This is a genomic window from Lysinibacillus sp. FW301-JW8, from assembly GCF_058788755.1.
This window is the reverse complement of the sequence record NZ_JBYTBB010000019.1, coordinates 42,543-60,192: the sequence shown is the minus strand read 5'-3', so window position 1 is coordinate 60,192 and position 17,650 is coordinate 42,543. Positions and strand designations below refer to the sequence as shown.

The window sequence follows — 17,650 nt, the reverse complement described above, 5'->3', positions numbered from 1 at the left end:
TCAGAAATAAAATTTTTAAGATATTTTTATTTAAATTTTATATAAAAGTGTTTGGAATTTCTTTTAGTAGTTCTTTAAGCATTGTTTTAGTGTCATTAATAGCAGATATTAGGTGGAGGTATTAGGTTTAAAGGTCTGTTTTTTGAATAGTTTTTAATATAATCATAGTATTAACTAATCATTCAAGACCCATATACTAGTTGAAAAGGCATTTTAACCTATGATATTGTAATAAATATAGGTTATGACATTAAAATTATTCTGGTATAATTTATACATTTAATATCCATATAAAACTAGTCCAATTCATATAGATCTGACATGCATATAAAATGTAAAACATGCCTCTATCAGCAAAGATGTTTTTTAGAACAACGCAGTCCTATGGAAGAAGGAGGGAGTCACATAATGCTAGAACATTGCGTATGTGGCAAAAAATATGCTAAGAAAAGTGACATTAAGTATTGATGAAGTTGAAGCAAATGATATTTTGGCTGAGGATATTTTTTCTGAGTATCAATTATTAGCTAAAAAAGAGTTAGTTTTAACTGATCGGATTATTGCTTTACTTAAACTTAGAAAAGTAGATGAATTAGCTGTTTATTTACCAACTGATTCAGTTCGAATTGTCCATGATTTAAGTGTTCAGCGAACAAGGGAGTATGAGGATGTCTTTGCCCCACTAATGGATAAAGAAAATAAGGTAGATGAGTATAAAGAAAAAGTAAGTACGCTATTTATGACGACATTGGAGAATGTTGTCCATGAATTACGCTATGGTCAAATATTAAAAAGCATGCAGGATACCGCTTATGTACGGGGTGTTTTTGAAAAGATTTTAGAAAAGAAAAATCGCTACGATTTACTTATGCGATTAAGAGAATGGGATGAATATTCCTTTGTCCACTCATTTGATGTATTTGTTTTGGGCACAATCTTTGCACGTTACCTAGGGTTAACTGATATCGAAACGTTAGCACGAGGATATTTGTTCCATGACATTGGGAAAGTATTTATTCCTCAAGAAATTCTGAATCTGAAAAGAAAGTTATCGGAAGATGAATTTGAGGTAGTCAAAACTCACACAACTAAAGGCTATGAGTTACTTGTTGAAAATGGAGAAGAGGATATTGCCTATCTGGCACGTGATCACCATGAGCGCTTTGCCGGTAAAGGTTATCCAAATAAACTATGTGCGGATGAAATGAGCGATGGAGTGCAATTGCTGCAAATCATTGATGTATATTCAGCAATGACATCAAAACGTGTTTATCATACAGGGTATGCTGCAACGGATGCATTAGCTGTGTTATATCGCGATCGACAATTATATAACGAAAAGTTCATGCATAAATTTGTGGAGTGCTTAGGGATTTATCCTGTTAACTCAGTAGTCTTATTATCTGATAATCGAAGTGCTCAAGTTGAACTCGTCTATGATTTATTCCCAACGTTGCCGAAAGTTAAATTGTTGGATGAACAAACATCTATGAATTTACCTTTGAATTATAGTGTGAAAATTGTGAAAATGATTGACTATCGTGCGGATAGCTTTGAGGAAATTTTTAATTTATTTGTCGAGCAATTAATTCGCTGTGACGAAACTAACTTAAAAATCCATTTTAACAAATTAATTGATCACTTACATCCAAAAGAGATTGTTTTAAAAATCTTCTTGCCAGCCTTTCGTATTTTGCGTTTATTGACTAGAGAAATTCAGACAGATATGACGAAATATAGAAACTCTATTAATATTCTTAAAAAATTATTGGAAGAGCAATTAAATGTTTTGTACATGGATTATCATCATGAGCAAACAACTATTTTAGTTGTAGAAACCTCGCTTCGAGAAAACTTTTTCATAAAGCTTGTACAGAGTATCTTATATATTGATAAAATTGTTCCATTCTTCATAAACCCAGGTGACGACCAGCGAATCACGCAATTAATGGAACATTGTGATGTAAATGTGGCTTATTTTATTGAGGATGAGCTCACAGTAGAAAAACGAGTTCGCCCTATGCGAGAGGGTACATTCCTATATTATTCTCTTGTAGATATTGAGGAATTATTAGTAAGCTTGGTGGGAATGAGCATGAAAAGATTCTCCTTTGAGGAGAAGATGCAGGAGCGCTTGTTTTTTACATTAAAGGCATAGCCAAAAGGGAGCTGCAATTGGCAGCTCCCTTTTTACGATGCTTTTATCTTCATTCAGCAGAAGACTCCCACCTTTATAGGTGATGAGATGGATGCGGTTTTGGTTCCTTTCAGGGGTGTCCAAACACCTACTGAATGAAGATAAAGCCTCCGGACGCAATTACGCCAAGGCGAAATTGATATTTAGAATTGTAGATGTTTCTCGATATATGCTTTCACATCGGCAATTGGCATACGAACTTGAGACATGGAATCGCGATGACGTACCGTTACTTGACCATCCTCTTGTGAGTCAAAGTCGTATGTGATACAGAATGGTGTTCCAATTTCATCCTGACGGCGGTAACGTTTACCAATTGATTGTGATTCATCAAAGTCAACCGGGAATGCCTTACGAAGTTCGGCCCAAACATTTGTAGCCTCATCAGATAACTTTTTAGAAAGTGGAAGGACAGCTGCTTTAAATGGTGCAAGAGCAGGGTGGAAGCGTAAAACGGTACGCTTATCGTCACCTTCGAGCTCCTCCTCGTCATATGCATCACAGAGGAATGCTAATGTTACACGGTCAGCACCTAAAGAAGGTTCAATACAGTATGGTACATAGCGTTCGTTTGTAGCTGGGTCAATGTAAGTGAAGTCCTCACCAGAGTGCTCCATATGCTGTTTTAAATCGTAATCTGTACGATCAGCTACACCCCAAAGCTCGCCCCAACCAAATGGGAATTTAAATTCGATATCCGTAGTAGCATTCGAGTAGTGAGATAATTCATCTTCCTCATGATCACGAAGGCGCATAGACTCTTCTTTCATTCCTAAATTTAATAACCAGTTTTTACAAAATTCCTTCCAGTATGCATGCCATTCAAGGTCTTCGCCAGGCTTACAGAAAAACTCAAGCTCCATTTGCTCAAATTCGCGAGTACGGAAAGTAAAGTTACCTGGAGTAATTTCGTTACGGAATGATTTACCGATTTGTGCAATACCAAACGGAGTACGTTTACGCATAGAGCGTTGAACGTTTTTAAAGTTCACGAAAATACCTTGTGCAGTTTCAGGACGTAAATAAATTTCATTTGTAGAAGATTCTGTTACGCCTTGGAATGTTTTAAACATTAAATTGAATTGGCGAATATCTGTGAAATCAGCCTTGCCACAATCAGGACATACCACATCATACTTAATCATTGTTTCTTTCATTTGATCGAATGTCATACCATCGACAATGATTTCATCGCCTTTCGCTAACGCAGCGTCTTCGATGATTTTATCCGCTCTATGACGTGCTTTACACGCTTTACAATCAACCATTGGATCATTAAAGTTACCAACGTGACCAGAAGCCACCCATGCTTTAGGATTCATTAAGATGGCAGCGTCTAGTCCGACATTATGCTCGGATTCTTGGACAAACTTTTGCCACCATGCTTTTTTAATATTATTTTTTAATTCTACACCTAATGGACCGTAATCCCATGTGTTTGCTAAACCTCCGTAGATTTCTGAGCCTGGGAAGACAAAACCGCGGTGCTTCGCTAATGATACGATTGTTTCCATTGATTTGTTAGCCATAATATAGCCTCCTTCAAAATTTTTCACTTTGTCTTTTTGCGGTAAAACGCCAAAGTCTTTCACTTAGTCTAGCCTAAATGAAAATAGCACCCGTCTCCGGGCACAATAAATGCCCAGGGACGAGTGCTAATACCCGCGGTTCCACCCTGATTGTTTTAAACAAACTGTTTAAAACCTCTTTTTGAAAAGTTAGCTCAGGGAGTGCCTTTTCTCTGTTACTGTGTAGACTTTCACCATCTTCTACTCGCTTTAGAATAGAACAGATACTTTTTTCCCATCATCGCCTGTATAACGCAATATTGCTCGAAAATGCATATAGAGCAAGCGTATGTGTCAATATTGTAGCATGTAGTTCTTTAATTCGCAATAATTATTAAAATAGTATATAATAATTGAGCATAAGTATAACACTATTAGATTTGAGGCGGTGAGTCCAATCGAACTCAATAAACGTCAGGAAGACATTTTACAAATTGTGAAAGAAAATGGGCCAATTACAGGCGAACATATTGCAGAACGTCTCAATCTGACAAGAGCGACTTTAAGACCAGATTTGGCTATTCTCACGATGGCAGGCTTTTTAGATGCACGACCAAGAGTTGGTTATTTCTATTCAGGAAAAAAAGCATCCGTTACATTAACGGATAGTATTAACAATTTAAAAGTAAAAGATTTTCATTCAGGACCTGTAGTTGTCCCGGAAACAATGACTGTTTATGATGCGATTTGCTTTATGTTTTCGGAGGATGTTGGTACACTCTTTGTCGTGGATAAGAATGAGTTTCTGACAGGTGTACTATCTCGTAAGGATTTACTACGTACAAGTATTGGCACACAGGATTTAAACAAAATTCCTGTACATATTATTATGACGCGAATGCCCAATATTTCGTACTGTGAGCGATCAGATTCTTTAGTTGTCGCAGCGAATAAATTAATTGACCGAGAAGTTGATTCGCTACCAGTAGTAGAACCTCAGGAGGGTGGCTTGACAATTGTAGGTCGTCTTACAAAAACGACGATTACACGTGCTTTCTTATCACTCGCGCAGAATGTCTAAATTTTGAAGGAGTGCAGCATGAAAAGACTACGCGTTTTTGTTGTATCTGATTCAGTCGGTGAAACTGGTGATCAAGTAGCGAAAGCAGTTATTAGCCAGTTTCGACCTGGTTTGGAGAACACGGTCATTAGACGTTTTCCATATATTCAATCAGAGGAGCTTATTCAAAAAATAGTTTGTCTTGCGGCCAAGCAACAGGCATTTATTGTATACACGCTAGTTCGACAGGAAATGCGTTCATTGATGCAGAAATTGTGTGAGCTAGAAAAAATTCATGCTGTTGATATATTAGGGCCAGCATTAAAAACAATGGCAACCTTTATGGAAGAATTCCCATTAGAGGCACCAGGTATTGTTCACCAGTTGGATGATGATTATTTTAAAAAAATTGAGGCTATTGAATTTGCAGTAAAATATGATGATGGCAGAGATCCGCGTGGGTTATTACAGGCTGATATTGTACTTGTTGGTGTTTCACGTACCTCCAAAACACCTTTATCACAATATTTAGCACATAAACGCTTTAAGGTGGCGAATGTACCGTTAGTACCAGAAGTGGAGCCACCTGAAGAACTATTCCAGATTGATCCAAAAAGATGTTTCGGTTTAATTATTTCTCCTGATAAATTAAACTCGATTAGAAAAGAAAGATTAATGACTCTGGGATTGAATGATGATGCTATCTATGCACAGCATAATCGTATATTAGAAGAAATCCAGCATTTTGAAAAAATTGTCGGGAGAATTGATTGTAAGGTTATTGATGTGACAAACAAGGCTGTAGAAGAAACAGCGAATGTCATTATTGAACATATCTCGACTTGTAAATAAGCATGGAATTTTGATAAACCACCTCGGTAATATGGGGCGGTTTTTTTGAGTAGTTTTAAGAAAATAGTATAGATAAAAACTAATTTTTGTTTTATAATAATAAAATTGTGGTAAAAATATTTAAAAAGAGAAAAATCCTATTTTTTTGTCGAGAATTAAAGGATTTTTAAAACGAATAGCGAATTGTGTTTTAGAACGTAAATTAAAGATGGTGATGAAATTGGCAGGGAAGATTCCAGAAGAAGTGATTGAACAGATTCGTACACAATCGGATATTGTTGATGTTATAAGCGAATACATGCAGCTTACAAAACGTGGGCGTAATTGGTTTGGTCTCTGTCCTTTTCATGGAGAACAAACACCATCTTTTTCTGTGTCATCAGACAAACAAATTTTTCATTGCTTTGGTTGTGGTGCAGGCGGTAATGCTATTACTTTTATCATGGATATTGAAGGGATTTCGTTCCCTGACGCAGTCGTGAAACTTGGTGAACGTGCTGGCATACATTTAGATGTTGGACCAACTTTACCTGATGTAACGAAAAAGATATCTAAAGCGGAAGAAAGGATGAAAGAAGCACACGCTTTTGCAGCGGATTTTTTCCACCATTTACTATTGAACACAGAAGATGGTGAAGAACCTTTAAATTATTTGCTAGAAAGAGGATTTACAAGGGAACTTATCGAATCTAATAGCATTGGATGGTCTCTCCCAAGCTTTGATGCATTAACGATATTGCTTGAAAGGAAAGGTTATAACTTACAAGAAATCGCAGAAAGTGGTTTAGTCATCAAGCGAGAAGGGGAGGAACGCTATTTTGATCGATTTAGAGGGCGTATTATGTTCCCCATTCGAGATGAGAACGGTAAAATTATTGCCTTCTCAGGACGAATACTTTCATCGACTGGTGAGGAGGCAAAATATTTAAATAGTCCAGAATCACCGATTTTTCAAAAGAGCGAGGTGCTATATAACCTAGATAAAGCACGAACCTCAATTAGAAAAAATCGTCAAGTAGTATTGATGGAAGGATTTATGGATGTTTTAGCAGCAACTTCTGTTGGTGTAGCGAATACCGTAGCTACAATGGGTACCTCGCTAACGAATCAGCATATCACAAAGCTAAAGCGCTTAGTAGAGCAGATTACGATTTGCTATGACGGTGATAATGCTGGTTTTGACGCGGCAAAAAGAGCGGCACAGCTACTGCAAACAGAACGAATGAAAGTGAATATTGCGGTGTTACCAGATAAGCTAGATCCTGATGAGTACATCCGTGGTTTAGGCGGACAAGCTTTTAAGGAACAAATTTTGGAAAACCCACATGCGTATATTGCTTTTATGATGATGCATGCTAGACGAAATAAGAACTTTCAATTTGAAAATGATACGCTTCAATATATCCAAGAAGTCCTTGAACAACTGATTGGCAGATCCTCTCCAGTTGAACGAGATTTGTATATACGGCAGCTATCCACTGAAACAAATATCTCGGAAGAAGCTATATATGCACAATTCCGAAAGTTAGAGGCTAATCAGGTACGTTCTACAAAAGTAGAAATGCCCGTTCCGCCTTCAATGCCAGTCACGCAGCAGCAAAAGCCTATGGACGCAGCCGAACGTGCAGAACGTTTATTACTCGCTCATATGCTTCATAATATAGATGTAGTGGACAGGGTATTACGCAGTGAGCAAAAAGAGCCATTTGTCCGAGATGCCTATCTGGCAGTTTTTGTTCGCTTAGTAGGTTTTTATGAGGAATATGGTCATCCTGATTATCAGCGGTTTGTTGAGATATTGGATGACGCTGAATTACGCAAAATTGTCATGGAAGCAGCTTTAGTAGAGAGAGATCCAGACCAAGCTGAAGCAGAGGTTTCAGACTCAATACGTCAGTTGCAAAAATATAGAATTGAGCAGGAAATTCAACAAAAGATGCATGAGTCAAAGGAAGCGGAGAAGATGCATGAGTATGCGCGTGCACTTGAAATCGCCCAACAGATTATTCATTTAAGAAAATCGTTATCGGCGATTTAACCCGATTCGGTTGTTTAGAAGGAGGAAGGTTTATGGCGGACAAGTCAGAACGTTCAAAAGAGATAGAAGTAGAAATTACATTAGATGAAGCCAAAAAGTTACTGCAGGAAAAAGCGAAAACAGACGGTGAAATTTCTATGAAAGAGATTTCAGAGAAGTTAGCGCAGTATGAACTAGAAAATGAAGAGGTTTTCCACTTTGCTGAGGATCTTGAAAAGCATAAAGACATTCAAATTATTGGAAAAGAAGAATTTGAAGAAGAAAGCTTGATGAAAGAAGAAGCAAATGAAGAAACTTTTGACTTAAATGATTTGAGCGTACCACCAGGCGTAAAAATAAATGACCCTGTTCGTATGTATTTAAAAGAAATTGGTCGAGTTGATTTACTGTCTGCAGAGCAAGAAATTGCCTTAGCGGAGCGTATTGAGCAAGGCGACGAGGAAGCACGCAAACGACTAGCGGAAGCAAACCTACGACTTGTTGTTTCGATTGCGAAGCGTTACGTAGGAAGAGGTATGCTATTCCTTGACTTAATTCAAGAGGGAAATATGGGTCTTATTAAGGCGGTTGAGAAATTTGACTACCGCAAAGGCTTTAAATTCTCCACGTATGCTACATGGTGGATTCGCCAAGCAATCACACGCGCAATTGCTGACCAAGCACGTACGATTCGTATACCAGTGCATATGGTAGAAACAATTAATAAATTAATTCGTGTACAGCGCCAATTATTACAGGACTTAGGTCGCGAACCATCTCCAGAAGAAATTGGGGAAGAAATGGATTTAACACCTGAAAAGGTACGTGAAATTTTAAAAATAGCTCAAGAACCAGTATCTCTTGAAACACCAATTGGAGAAGAAGATGATTCACATTTAGGTGACTTTATTGAGGATTCTGAAGCTCAATCTCCATCTGACCATGCAGCATATGAATTATTAAAAGAGCAATTAGAGGATGTGTTAGATACATTAACTGACCGTGAAGAAAATGTTCTTCGTTTACGCTTTGGTTTAGATGATGGTCGCACACGTACATTAGAAGAAGTAGGGAAAGTATTTGGTGTAACTCGTGAACGTATTCGCCAAATAGAAGCAAAGGCGCTTAGAAAATTACGCCACCCTTCTCGCAGTAAACGTTTAAAAGATTTCTTAGAATAAACATGAAAAATGGAGCTGACTGATTGGTGATAACTAATTGGTTGGCTCTTTTTTCTCTTGATTCAGCAATTTTTTACTGTGCGAAAGTGAAGCAACAGCAACAAATCTTTACTGTGCGAAAGCGAAGCGACACGACAGGTACAGAATACTTTTTATATAATAACTTAATTTTTTAACAATACATTTTCAAAGTCTTGTAATCAAACAGCCTTCCGTATATAATTTAGTTAACTTAACTAAATTATATTAGATGCGGAGGCTTGACATTGGAAAAAGAGCTAGTTGTAAACGAGAATAAACAAAAGAAACCATTTCTTTTTAAAATTGGAATAGGACTTCTAATCCTTTATCCTATACTTTGGGGGCTTGCAGCCATTGTACCATTTACCCCATTTCCAACTCACATAAAGGCTACAGTTATTACAGCATGTATAGTAGTGGGAGAAATCTTTTTTTTGATAGGTGTTGCCTTTGTTGGGAAAGAAGTGGTGACCAAATATAAAAGTAAGTTAAACCCAAAAAACTGGAGAAGAAAAGATGACAGACAAAAGTATAAAGAATGAAAATATAGCTAAAAAAATCAATCAAACACTTGAAGAACTATGGGTGTTACTTGAAACAAAGGAAAGGAACTATACGAATTTTCAATTAAATAATCAACAATACACATTATTAACATTAATTATTCGGTACCCATCATCCACTCCAACAGAGTTGGCAGAAATAATGAATATAACAAAGAGTGCGATTAGCCAACAGTTAGTAAAACTTGAAGCGGAAAGATATATTATTAGAAAGCAACATATGAATGATAAGCGTACATTTTCAGTTGAACTAGGCGAAAAGGGTTTATTGTATAAAAAAGAATGTGACATATTTATGCAACAGGTTTCTGAAAAATATTATGCAAGTTTATTACCTGAAGAATTATCAAATTTATTATCAGCACTTCAAAAGCTAACGAAAGTAATTGATAAACTGTAGTGTTTATCAAACGAAGTATTTATGTTTGTGGACAACCACACTTAAACTATCGGGTGCTCTAATTATTTTTTTGTATTAACACATTTTTGGAGAAAAATCATCCAATTTTAAAGAGCCTTTCTACAGTAAAATTATAGAAAGGCTCTTTTAAAATTAAATAACTATATTATCACTTTACATGTCACGGATTTTGAAGGAGAGCTTTTCGGGCGAGCTCAAAAATCCGGACACAATTACGCTGGGGGGTAATTGATTGTATGGAAATAATAATAAATTGACAAACTGAGCGTGCTTAAAAATACATAATTAGCATGAGTTAAATCGAATATTTTTGTTACTTTCTACAGATGTGCTTTTAAGAATTGTGAGATAAAATTGTAATAACAACCATTATTAAGCAATGTTTGGAGCAAATACTATGACAAATCCTCGGAAAAAAATAATCTTAAATGAGATTTTGTTTTGGAAGCAGAATAAACTATTACCAGAGCATTACTGCGACTTTTTAGCAGCTCTTTATGCAGAGGGAGCTGATGTAGAGGAGTTAGATCCTGTGCATCATAAGCAAGCAGTGTTACCCTCAGAAAAGAGAAAAATGTATCTTTTAATAGTGGGTATAAGTATTGCCATAATTGCTCTTCTATCTATCTATTTTACAATTTCCTCCTTAACACTAATTTTAACAGTTATAGTAGGAATAGTTGCACTTATCTTATTCATTATGGCATTTCGAATGGTACAAAAAAATAATCTATTAACACCCATTTTTCACTTGTTAGCAGCTGTTTTATTGTTTAGTATGTCTATTCGAATTTACACTACATATTTCAATGGAAATAATATAGCTTTATTTTGCTTAATTGCAGCAAATTGCGGAGTTTGGCTTTGGTCAGGCATTAAAATGAAGCTACTGTATTATACAGTCTCTGGAGTTTTAGGACTTTTAGCATTGATCGGTTATTATATCATAAATTTATTATGAAACATTGAAGAATCTATACGCTTTTTAGCGATAGATTCTTTTTATCTTGATTCAGCGGATTTCACGGATTTTGTAGGGAAGCTTTCGAATAAGCTTTAAAAAATTCGAACGCAAGTACGTTGGGGCTTAATCGATGCGTAATGTTTTTCTAAAAAAGTAGTATGACTTTTTTAAAAAAGGATTTTAGAAAAAATACATGAAAAAAGCAGAATTTATAATATATTAAGATAATAGTATGACTTATTCAATTTGATGATTTTAAAGATAAATGTTCATTGTAGAAAAATCTATTTTTAAGTATATGTAAGTGTACATAGTGGAAAGCTAACTACAAGAAAGAAGAGCAAAGATCAATTGTTAAATGGTGTTAGATGGACCGAAAATTGGTGATGGCAAGACATATTTTATCCAATAGATACAGAAATGTCGAATTTGTTACAAACAAAGGAAAACTTAGCGAATAGGGCTTTTCGTTTCTTGGTTAATGCAGTACAATATTAGATGTTGACTGATTCTATATTATAATAGAAGTAGATTTACAATGAGGAGGGGAAACATATGAAAAACAATCCAGTCGTTCCTTACATCTTAATTTTGGCATTTGGTATTGGTCTTATTTTCTTCATGTCTTTAACAGGCGCAGAGAACAAAAAAGAAATTGCTGCTGAAAAAGAAGGCGGTGGCGAAACTACAGAGGCTACTGATGATGGTTCTGCATTAGTACAAACTTGTGTTGGCTGTCATGGTGGTGATTTGTCTGGTGGCGCAGTGGGTCCAAACCTACATGGCTTAGATGAGGCTCGTATCGTAGACGTATTAACGAACGGTATTGAAGGTACGCCAATGACACCTGGAATGAAAAACGAAGCGGAAGCAAAAGCAATCGCTGAGTACATTTCAACTCTAAAATAATTTGAAAAGTAGCTGTACTGAAAGCGTTTAACGTAATTAGTACAGCTATATTTATTTATGTTAATAAACAATGGGGTTGCTCAAAATAGAGACAACTCCATTTGTTTTTTTGCATGATTTCATACATACTATTAAAGGACTCTATATAAGGCAGGCGGGAAAACATGAATGCACAAAAACTATCAAAACGATTAGAAACAGTAGCGAAATTTGTTCCAACAGGTGCGATTGTAGCTGATATTGGCAGTGACCATGCATATTTGCCATGCTATTTAATTCATAAGGGAATTGCCTCTCATGCCGTAGCAGGGGAAGTTGTAAAGGGACCTTATGAATCAGCAGTTGGACAGGTACAAAAAGAAGGTTTATCAGAAAAAATTAAGGTTCGACTTGCCAATGGCCTAGCAGCAGTAGAAAAAGATGATCACATAGATACTGTCACAATTGCTGGAATGGGTGGACCTCTCATTGTATCAATTTTAGAAAAGCATCCAGAAAAGCTACTTGGAGTTACGCGACTTATTTTACAACCAAATATTCATGCCAAGGTGATTCGTGAGTGGGCTTTAACACATAATTGGGCAATTCTTGACGAAGAGATTTTAGAGGAAGATGATAAAATTTATGAAATACTTGTTTTACAAAGAAGTCAAATGGAGCTAACGGAGCTGGAAATTTTAGTTGGACCAAAATTAATGCAGCGAAAATCAGCAACTTTTATAAAAAAATGGTCACGTGAAAAGGAAAATTGGCAGCGTGTATTACAGTCTATTGAAGGGGCAGATCAAACGCCTGAAATTGACGAAAAACGTGCAGAACTAAGTACTTTAATTCGATTAGTGGAGGGAGTTCTGTGAGATGAAAATCGTAAATGGACAAGAGATTATTCAATTATTTGAATCATGGTCACCTCAAAAGCTTGCTTGTATGGACAATGATCCAATTGGGCTTGCGATTGGTACATTAAACAAACCTGTAAAAAAAATATTAGTTACATTAGATGTGAATGAAGCTGTGGCAGACGAAGCCATTGCCCAGGGCTGTGAGCTTATAATAGCCCATCATCCTCCTATCTTTAGACGTTTAGCGAATATTCGTACGGATCATCCTGCTGGGCGTTTATATGAGAAGCTTCTAAAAAACGATATTGCCGTGTATGCAGCACATACTAATCTCGATGTAGCTGAAGGCGGTGTCAACGACTTATTAGCAGATGCACTTCAGCTTAAAAATCGTTCCATTTTAGAGGAAACGTATGCAGAAAATTTGTTAAAGCTAGCTGTTTTTATTCCAACTGCCAATGCCAAAGATTTGCGCGAAGCATTAGCGAAAGCGGGAGCAGGTCGTATAGGTGATTATGAAGCCTGTAGTTATACAACTATGGGAGAAGGGCGTTTTCGTGCACTAGCAGATGCCAATCCGTATGTAGGTTCAATAGGGGAAATCCATGTTGAAGAAGAAGTGAAGGTAGAGGTTGTATTGCCCGAATCTATTAAAAATCGTGTATTGAAAGCTATGTTACATGCACATCCATATGAGGAGCCAGCCTATGATATTATTCGCTTAGACCAGCAGACAAATGTTATGGGATTAGGGCGGGTAGGCTACTTGCAACAGGAATTATCGTTACATGATTTTGCGCAATTCGTGAAGCAGCAGCTAGATGTACCCGCTGTTCGTGTTGTCGGTGATTTACAGTCGAAAGTAAAAAAAGTAGCACTTGTTGGTGGAGATGGAAATAAATATATTTATGCTGCTAAGCGTGCAGGCGCAGATGTATTTTTAACGGGGGATATGTATTTCCATACGGCACAGGATGCACAGTCAATAGGCTTGCAGATTGTAGATCCTGGTCATCATGTTGAAAAAGTTATGATTGCGGGCGTAGCGAAAAAGATGACAAAAATGTGTGAAGATAAAAAATATACGGTTGAATTTGTACAATCTACTATTCACACAGAACCATTTCTATTCGTATAAGAGAGGGGAATAAATGTGGCAAGTGATAGGCCTACAGCCAACAAGGCTGGGAAGTTATGGATAATGATTGGTTTAATGATTGCTGTATTTGGTGTAGGGATGACATTGATGACAAATTCACTAAATGCCAAAAAAATTGATGCCATGACAGAGCAGTGTGAAAAAGATGGTGGAGAAGCTATTGTCTCTAAGGATAAGAATTTTCTATCAACAAGCTATTCTTTTAAATGTGAACAGTAAATAAAGAAAGAGATATTGGAGAATGTTGAATTAAACAGAAATCATTTGTTATGGATACAAATATTTTTAAAAAGGCTGAATTATATCGATTTAATTCAGTCTTTATCTGTATATAGATAAAGTTTATAGTGTTATGTTGTTGAAATAGTAGAGGAGTGTTTTCATGTTTATTCGACTGACTAAAGAGCAGCAAGAATTAGTTATAGCAGATATACAACGATTCTTCTATAACAATCGAGACGAGGATATTACAGAATTTGAAGCGGAGAGAGTATTTGATTTTATAAAGGAATACATTGCTCCACATATTTATAATGCTGCTATCTCTGATGCAAAATATGCGATAGAAAGGCAATACGCCTCGATGGAGGATGAGCTTGCAGCATTAGAAAGACCCATTAAGATAAAATAAACAGATGACTATTGTTTTTTTGTGTGTCACGTTTTGAATAAAGCAAAGCATTCCTGTACAGCATGTTTAAGAGTGCTAATTTTATTCAGTTGGAATACTAATGAATAATTGGAGCCACTAATTTTGGGATGGAAGAGAGGCGCATGGTGTTGAAAATAGGAATTATTTTAGGAAGTACGCGTGAAGGCCGTTTAAGTCCACAGGTAGGCGAATGGGTAAAGAAAGTAGCTGAAAAACGTAGTGATGCTGACTATGAAGTCATTGATATTGCTGATTTTAAGCTACCACTCCTAGGTGAGGCAGGAGGAGATGCTTCTGGCGTTGCCGCATGGTCTCAAAGAGTTGCAGCTTGTGATGGCTTTGTATTTATTGTTGCAGAATATAACCACTCCATTACGGGGGCATTAAAAAATGCGTTAGATTACTTACGTGAGGAATGGAATAACAAGGCTGCTGGAATTGTTTCGTATGGCTCTGTAGGCGGAGCAAGGGCAGCTGAACATTTACGCGGCATTCTAGGTGAATTATTAGTAGCGGATGTCCGTGTACATCCCGCACTATCTTTATTTACAGATTTTGAAAATGGTACAACATTTAAACCAAAAGATGTACAGGCAGACTCTGTAAACCAAATGTTAGATCAGCTTATCCCTTGGGCAACGGCATTAAAAACAATTCGATAAGAGTGTAAGCAGTATGTTCAGTAAGTGTACATACTGCTTTCTATATGCAATGAATATCTTGGGAAATGATTGTTCCTAGCTTGTCATAAACCATTTTTCGCAAAATAGGGCTGTATGGAAGGTATGACTATATGAATGTTCTGGCAATATATAAAAAAACCAGAATTTCGTACTGAATTTTAGTTTTTTTAGAAATACATGGAACTTTTCTTGTGGTAGATTCGTATCCATTAATATAAGATAATTAATTGAAATAAGAAGAATTGAGGTGTGAGATGTGGCACAAAAACAAAATCAAAATGAGCTTTGGGCTTGGATTAAAGCAATCGGATTAGCTATTATTTTTACGATGGGTATCCGCTATTTTATTTTTTCTCCTGTAGCTGTAGAAGGAGCTTCCATGATGCCAACCTTTGAAGATGGTGATAAAGTTATCGTAAATAAAGTAGGACCGAAAATTTCAAGTTATCAACGCTTTGATGTGATTGTCTTTAAAGCAAACGAAGAAGAAAATTATATTAAGAGAATTATCGGGTTACCAGGAGATCATATAGCCTATAAAGATGATGCCCTTTACATAAATGGAAAGGCCTATGAAGAACCATATTTAACAAAGTATAAAGAAGCATTGCTGGATAAAGGCGATTTTACATATGATTTTACCTTAGAGGAGCAATTAGGTGAAATGATAGTGCCAGAAGGGCATTTTTTCGTTCTTGGTGATAATCGTCGAAGAAGTATAGATAGCCGAGATCAAAAAGTCGGATTTGTTGCACAGCATGAAATTTTGGGGACAGCAGGTTTTGTATTATGGCCATTTGATCGAATTGGTAGTACACACTAGCTAGTAGAAAAGAGGAAATGAAAAAAATGGTGACGGTCTATCATTATGATGCATTTAGTACAATTCCTAATAAGGGGAATCCAGCAGGTGTTGTAGTGGAGGGAGATGCCTTTAACGATGATGAGATGCAGGCGATTGCAAAGCAAGTAGGCTTTAATGAAACAGCATTTGCTCTAAAATCTGAGCGAGCAGATTTACGAATACGTTATTTTACGCCAGGCCATGAAGTAAATTTGTGTGGACATGCCACAATGGCAACGATTTATGCGCTAAAAACTAAAGGTCTATTAGAGAATAAGCGAGTTTTTACTATTGAAACAAAGGCTGGCATCCTTCCAATTGAAATAACGGAGCAAAAATCAGGAGAAATTTGAATACACAGGCACAGTAATAGCACCAATAATTGCTCATTTCACTTGGAATACAATTGGAGCGATTATATTTGGTGGTGTTTCTTTGGCAAGTGATTATCCAAATCTCTTAAACAGTACGTTTCAAGGAAATCCATTACTATAAGGTGGCATCTATAAAATTGAAGGCAGTATTATTGTATTAGCTGTTAATTTAATTCTAATTACATACTTGTTTATATTAAATAAAAGAGTTTCTAGCCAATATGAATAAGCGTACTTCTACAATTAAGTATGATTGTGAAACTTCACATTTCTAAATGATCAAATTTTTTATGATCCGTTTTAATCATTTATTTTCAAAATAGATTTCCTTAATTTAAAGTAAAAATATAGGTATGCGAGTTATAATTGATCAAATTAGAGGGTAGCTCAAGTTTCAGTACTTGGAGCTACCCTTTTTGACATGTTACCCATTAATGTTTAATTTCTTCAATGACTTTTTCTTTTAAATCGGTGTCCATAGAGGAAAGCTTAACATTATTTGTAAGACGTTCTTTTAACTCTCGATCAGTCATAATGCCACGTTCCTCTAAGATTTGAACAAGAAGATTTAAAGTCATTAAATTTTTAATGTCTGCTGCCTTTGAATCCATATACACCCCTCCAAAAGTATAGTAAGCCTACTCTTTTAGTGTACTCCTATTTTGAAGGGACTGTATAAAATACTCAAAACAAAGCGAATATATTTCGTGTTCCGGAATATTTGGAACAATTCTAGCGTGTAAAAGTGAACTCTTTAATCTGTTTAAGTTTTAAACTATCTAAAGTCCTTATTTCATTTTTTTATTAAGAATAAAGTTTGATAAAGAGCAGCTAGTAAAGCAACAAAAAGCGTATCATCGGAGTCGAAAAGCTTAAAAGCTATACCAGTACGTACTAATTCAGTTTCTAAATTACTAGCACTTGCTATTTTTACATCATTGCAATATAAATAGGCGGTTGAGGTAAAATCCTTTTCAAAGCGAAAAACAAGTCCATCCATTGTAAATGAATAGGAGGATTCAAGTAGCTGCACGACCTTGTGTTGAATTGGTAGGGTTGTTCCATCTGGCATCACAAGAAGATGGCTAACCCCTTTTGTTAAGAGTGTTGATTGCACTTGAAAAAGCGGTGCTCCTAAGGGAGAGCGGGTTTCATAACGATGTGGTAAGGATTGCTGTGCAGCTACTAGCATAACAGCATTGATAACTTTTCCAACGGATGAACGTTCAACCTTTTGTAATACACATACTGCTTCATTTCGTTCATTAATAATAGGGATCTGTGTAAAGCTTTCGAATGCTTTCGGAAAGGTAAGTGTAAATGTAGCCATAAAAAGCCTCCAATCTACTAGACTATACGAGGAAGCCTAATCCTAGGTTTCATCATTTTATAAATATTATTTT

At 36.2% G+C, this 17,650-nt stretch carries 18 protein-coding genes and 1 pseudogene; 16 read left to right on the top strand and 3 right to left on the bottom strand.

Annotated features, from left to right (window positions below; all coding sequences use genetic code 11):
• The first annotated feature begins 439 nt into the window (after positions 1–439).
• Entirely contained in the window at positions 440–2,158 is a 1,719-nt protein-coding gene (locus AC3WOM_RS10165) for an HD-GYP domain-containing protein (RefSeq protein ID WP_492446574.1), read from the top strand.
• 182 nt (positions 2,159–2,340) lie between these two features.
• Here AC3WOM_RS10165 and AC3WOM_RS10160 read toward each other — a convergent pair whose 3' ends face one another.
• A complete protein-coding gene (locus AC3WOM_RS10160; protein ID WP_492446572.1) occupies positions 2,341–3,726 on the bottom strand; it encodes a glycine--tRNA ligase in 1,386 nt (461 codons plus the stop codon).
• A 427-nt stretch (positions 3,727–4,153) separates the two neighbouring features.
• On the opposite strand from AC3WOM_RS10160, the gene ccpN reads away from it, so the two are divergent.
• The 15 genes and pseudogenes from ccpN to AC3WOM_RS10085 all read left to right on the top strand — a co-directional run.
• Positions 4,154–4,786, top strand: coding sequence for a transcriptional regulator CcpN (gene ccpN, locus AC3WOM_RS10155; RefSeq protein ID WP_427543733.1), 633 nt, complete (start codon positions 4,154–4,156; stop codon positions 4,784–4,786).
• A gap of 18 nt (positions 4,787–4,804) precedes the next feature.
• Positions 4,805–5,617 carry a pyruvate, water dikinase regulatory protein gene (locus AC3WOM_RS10150; protein WP_427543736.1) on the top strand — a complete coding sequence of 271 codons (813 nt, stop codon included), beginning with the start codon at positions 4,805–4,807 and terminating at the stop codon, positions 5,615–5,617.
• 208 nt (positions 5,618–5,825) lie between these two features.
• A complete protein-coding gene (gene dnaG, locus AC3WOM_RS10145; RefSeq protein WP_492446591.1) occupies positions 5,826–7,655 on the top strand; it encodes a DNA primase in 1,830 nt (609 codons plus the stop codon).
• 32 nt (positions 7,656–7,687) lie between these two features.
• Entirely contained in the window at positions 7,688–8,815 is a 1,128-nt protein-coding gene (gene rpoD, locus AC3WOM_RS10140) for an RNA polymerase sigma factor RpoD (protein ID WP_283868738.1), read from the top strand.
• A gap of 266 nt (positions 8,816–9,081) precedes the next feature.
• Positions 9,082–9,378 carry a transporter suffix domain-containing protein gene (locus tag AC3WOM_RS10135; protein ID WP_492446569.1) on the top strand — a complete coding sequence of 99 codons (297 nt, stop codon included), beginning with the start codon at positions 9,082–9,084 and terminating at the stop codon, positions 9,376–9,378.
• On the top strand, positions 9,353–9,799 hold the full coding sequence (locus tag AC3WOM_RS10130; protein WP_492446568.1) for a MarR family winged helix-turn-helix transcriptional regulator: 447 nt from the start codon (positions 9,353–9,355) through the stop codon (positions 9,797–9,799). Before AC3WOM_RS10135 ends, AC3WOM_RS10130 begins: the two co-directional genes overlap by 26 nt.
• Before the next feature lie 418 nt (positions 9,800–10,217).
• The gene (locus AC3WOM_RS10125; RefSeq protein WP_492446566.1) at positions 10,218–10,781 is read left to right on the top strand and encodes a hypothetical protein; all 564 of its coding nucleotides are present in this window, start codon (positions 10,218–10,220) and stop codon (positions 10,779–10,781) included.
• Positions 10,782–11,339: 558 nt separating this feature from the next.
• On the top strand, positions 11,340–11,693 hold the full coding sequence (locus AC3WOM_RS10120; RefSeq protein WP_427543748.1) for a c-type cytochrome: 354 nt from the start codon (positions 11,340–11,342) through the stop codon (positions 11,691–11,693).
• Positions 11,694–11,857: 164 nt separating this feature from the next.
• Positions 11,858–12,550: a tRNA (adenine(22)-N(1))-methyltransferase gene (locus AC3WOM_RS10115; protein ID WP_492446564.1), complete on the top strand. Its 693-nt coding sequence runs from the start codon at positions 11,858–11,860 to the stop codon at positions 12,548–12,550.
• A 1-nt stretch (position 12,551) separates the two neighbouring features.
• Positions 12,552–13,673, top strand: coding sequence for a Nif3-like dinuclear metal center hexameric protein (locus tag AC3WOM_RS10110; protein ID WP_427543754.1), 1,122 nt, complete (start codon positions 12,552–12,554; stop codon positions 13,671–13,673).
• Positions 13,674–13,688: 15 nt separating this feature from the next.
• Positions 13,689–13,913 carry a hypothetical protein gene (locus AC3WOM_RS10105; RefSeq protein WP_427543757.1) on the top strand — a complete coding sequence of 75 codons (225 nt, stop codon included), beginning with the start codon at positions 13,689–13,691 and terminating at the stop codon, positions 13,911–13,913.
• A 163-nt stretch (positions 13,914–14,076) separates the two neighbouring features.
• Complete coding sequence (locus tag AC3WOM_RS10100; protein WP_492446563.1) at positions 14,077–14,325, top strand: DUF2164 domain-containing protein; 249 nt, start codon at positions 14,077–14,079, stop codon at positions 14,323–14,325.
• A 128-nt stretch (positions 14,326–14,453) separates the two neighbouring features.
• Positions 14,454–15,008, top strand: coding sequence for an NADPH-dependent FMN reductase (locus AC3WOM_RS10095; protein ID WP_492446561.1), 555 nt, complete (start codon positions 14,454–14,456; stop codon positions 15,006–15,008).
• Positions 15,009–15,285: 277 nt separating this feature from the next.
• Entirely contained in the window at positions 15,286–15,852 is a 567-nt protein-coding gene (lepB, locus tag AC3WOM_RS10090; protein WP_492446559.1) for a signal peptidase I, read from the top strand.
• A 17-nt stretch (positions 15,853–15,869) separates the two neighbouring features.
• A pseudogene (locus AC3WOM_RS10085) lies at positions 15,870–16,220 on the top strand (PhzF family phenazine biosynthesis protein); the annotation flags it as partial.
• A gap of 458 nt (positions 16,221–16,678) precedes the next feature.
• On the opposite strand, the gene AC3WOM_RS10080 reads toward AC3WOM_RS10085, so the two are convergent.
• Both AC3WOM_RS10080 and AC3WOM_RS10075 read right to left on the bottom strand, forming a co-directional pair.
• Positions 16,679–16,858 (bottom strand): hypothetical protein, encoded by a 180-nt coding sequence (locus AC3WOM_RS10080; RefSeq protein WP_283868730.1) that lies wholly within the window; start codon positions 16,856–16,858, stop codon positions 16,679–16,681.
• Positions 16,859–17,040: 182 nt separating this feature from the next.
• Entirely contained in the window at positions 17,041–17,577 is a 537-nt protein-coding gene (locus AC3WOM_RS10075; protein ID WP_427544658.1) for a tubby C-terminal domain-like protein, read from the bottom strand.
• Positions 17,578–17,650: the final 73 nt, after the last annotated feature.

Bases quoted from the DNA above. Each gene is read 5' to 3' on its own strand.
- AC3WOM_RS10125 (WP_492446566.1), top strand. From the start codon at position 10,218: ATGACAAATCCTCGGAAAAAAATAATCTTAAATGAGATTTTGTTTTGG.
- AC3WOM_RS10095 (WP_492446561.1), top strand. From the start codon at position 14,454: ATGGAAGAGAGGCGCATGGTGTTGAAAATAGGAATTATTTTAGGAAGT.
- dnaG (WP_492446591.1), top strand. From the start codon at position 5,826: ATGGTGATGAAATTGGCAGGGAAGATTCCAGAAGAAGTGATTGAACAG.
- AC3WOM_RS10150 (WP_427543736.1), top strand. From the start codon at position 4,805: ATGAAAAGACTACGCGTTTTTGTTGTATCTGATTCAGTCGGTGAAACT.
- AC3WOM_RS10120 (WP_427543748.1), top strand. From the start codon at position 11,340: ATGAAAAACAATCCAGTCGTTCCTTACATCTTAATTTTGGCATTTGGT.
- AC3WOM_RS10100 (WP_492446563.1), top strand. From the start codon at position 14,077: ATGTTTATTCGACTGACTAAAGAGCAGCAAGAATTAGTTATAGCAGAT.
- AC3WOM_RS10130 (WP_492446568.1), top strand. From the start codon at position 9,353: ATGACAGACAAAAGTATAAAGAATGAAAATATAGCTAAAAAAATCAAT.
- AC3WOM_RS10080 (WP_283868730.1), bottom strand. From the start codon at position 16,858: ATGGATTCAAAGGCAGCAGACATTAAAAATTTAATGACTTTAAATCTT.
- AC3WOM_RS10115 (WP_492446564.1), top strand. From the start codon at position 11,858: ATGAATGCACAAAAACTATCAAAACGATTAGAAACAGTAGCGAAATTT.
- AC3WOM_RS10165 (WP_492446574.1), top strand. From the start codon at position 440: ATGCTAAGAAAAGTGACATTAAGTATTGATGAAGTTGAAGCAAATGAT.
- rpoD (WP_283868738.1), top strand. From the start codon at position 7,688: ATGGCGGACAAGTCAGAACGTTCAAAAGAGATAGAAGTAGAAATTACA.
- AC3WOM_RS10075 (WP_427544658.1), bottom strand. From the start codon at position 17,577: ATGGCTACATTTACACTTACCTTTCCGAAAGCATTCGAAAGCTTTACA.
- AC3WOM_RS10160 (WP_492446572.1), bottom strand. From the start codon at position 3,726: ATGGCTAACAAATCAATGGAAACAATCGTATCATTAGCGAAGCACCGC.
- AC3WOM_RS10110 (WP_427543754.1), top strand. From the start codon at position 12,552: ATGAAAATCGTAAATGGACAAGAGATTATTCAATTATTTGAATCATGG.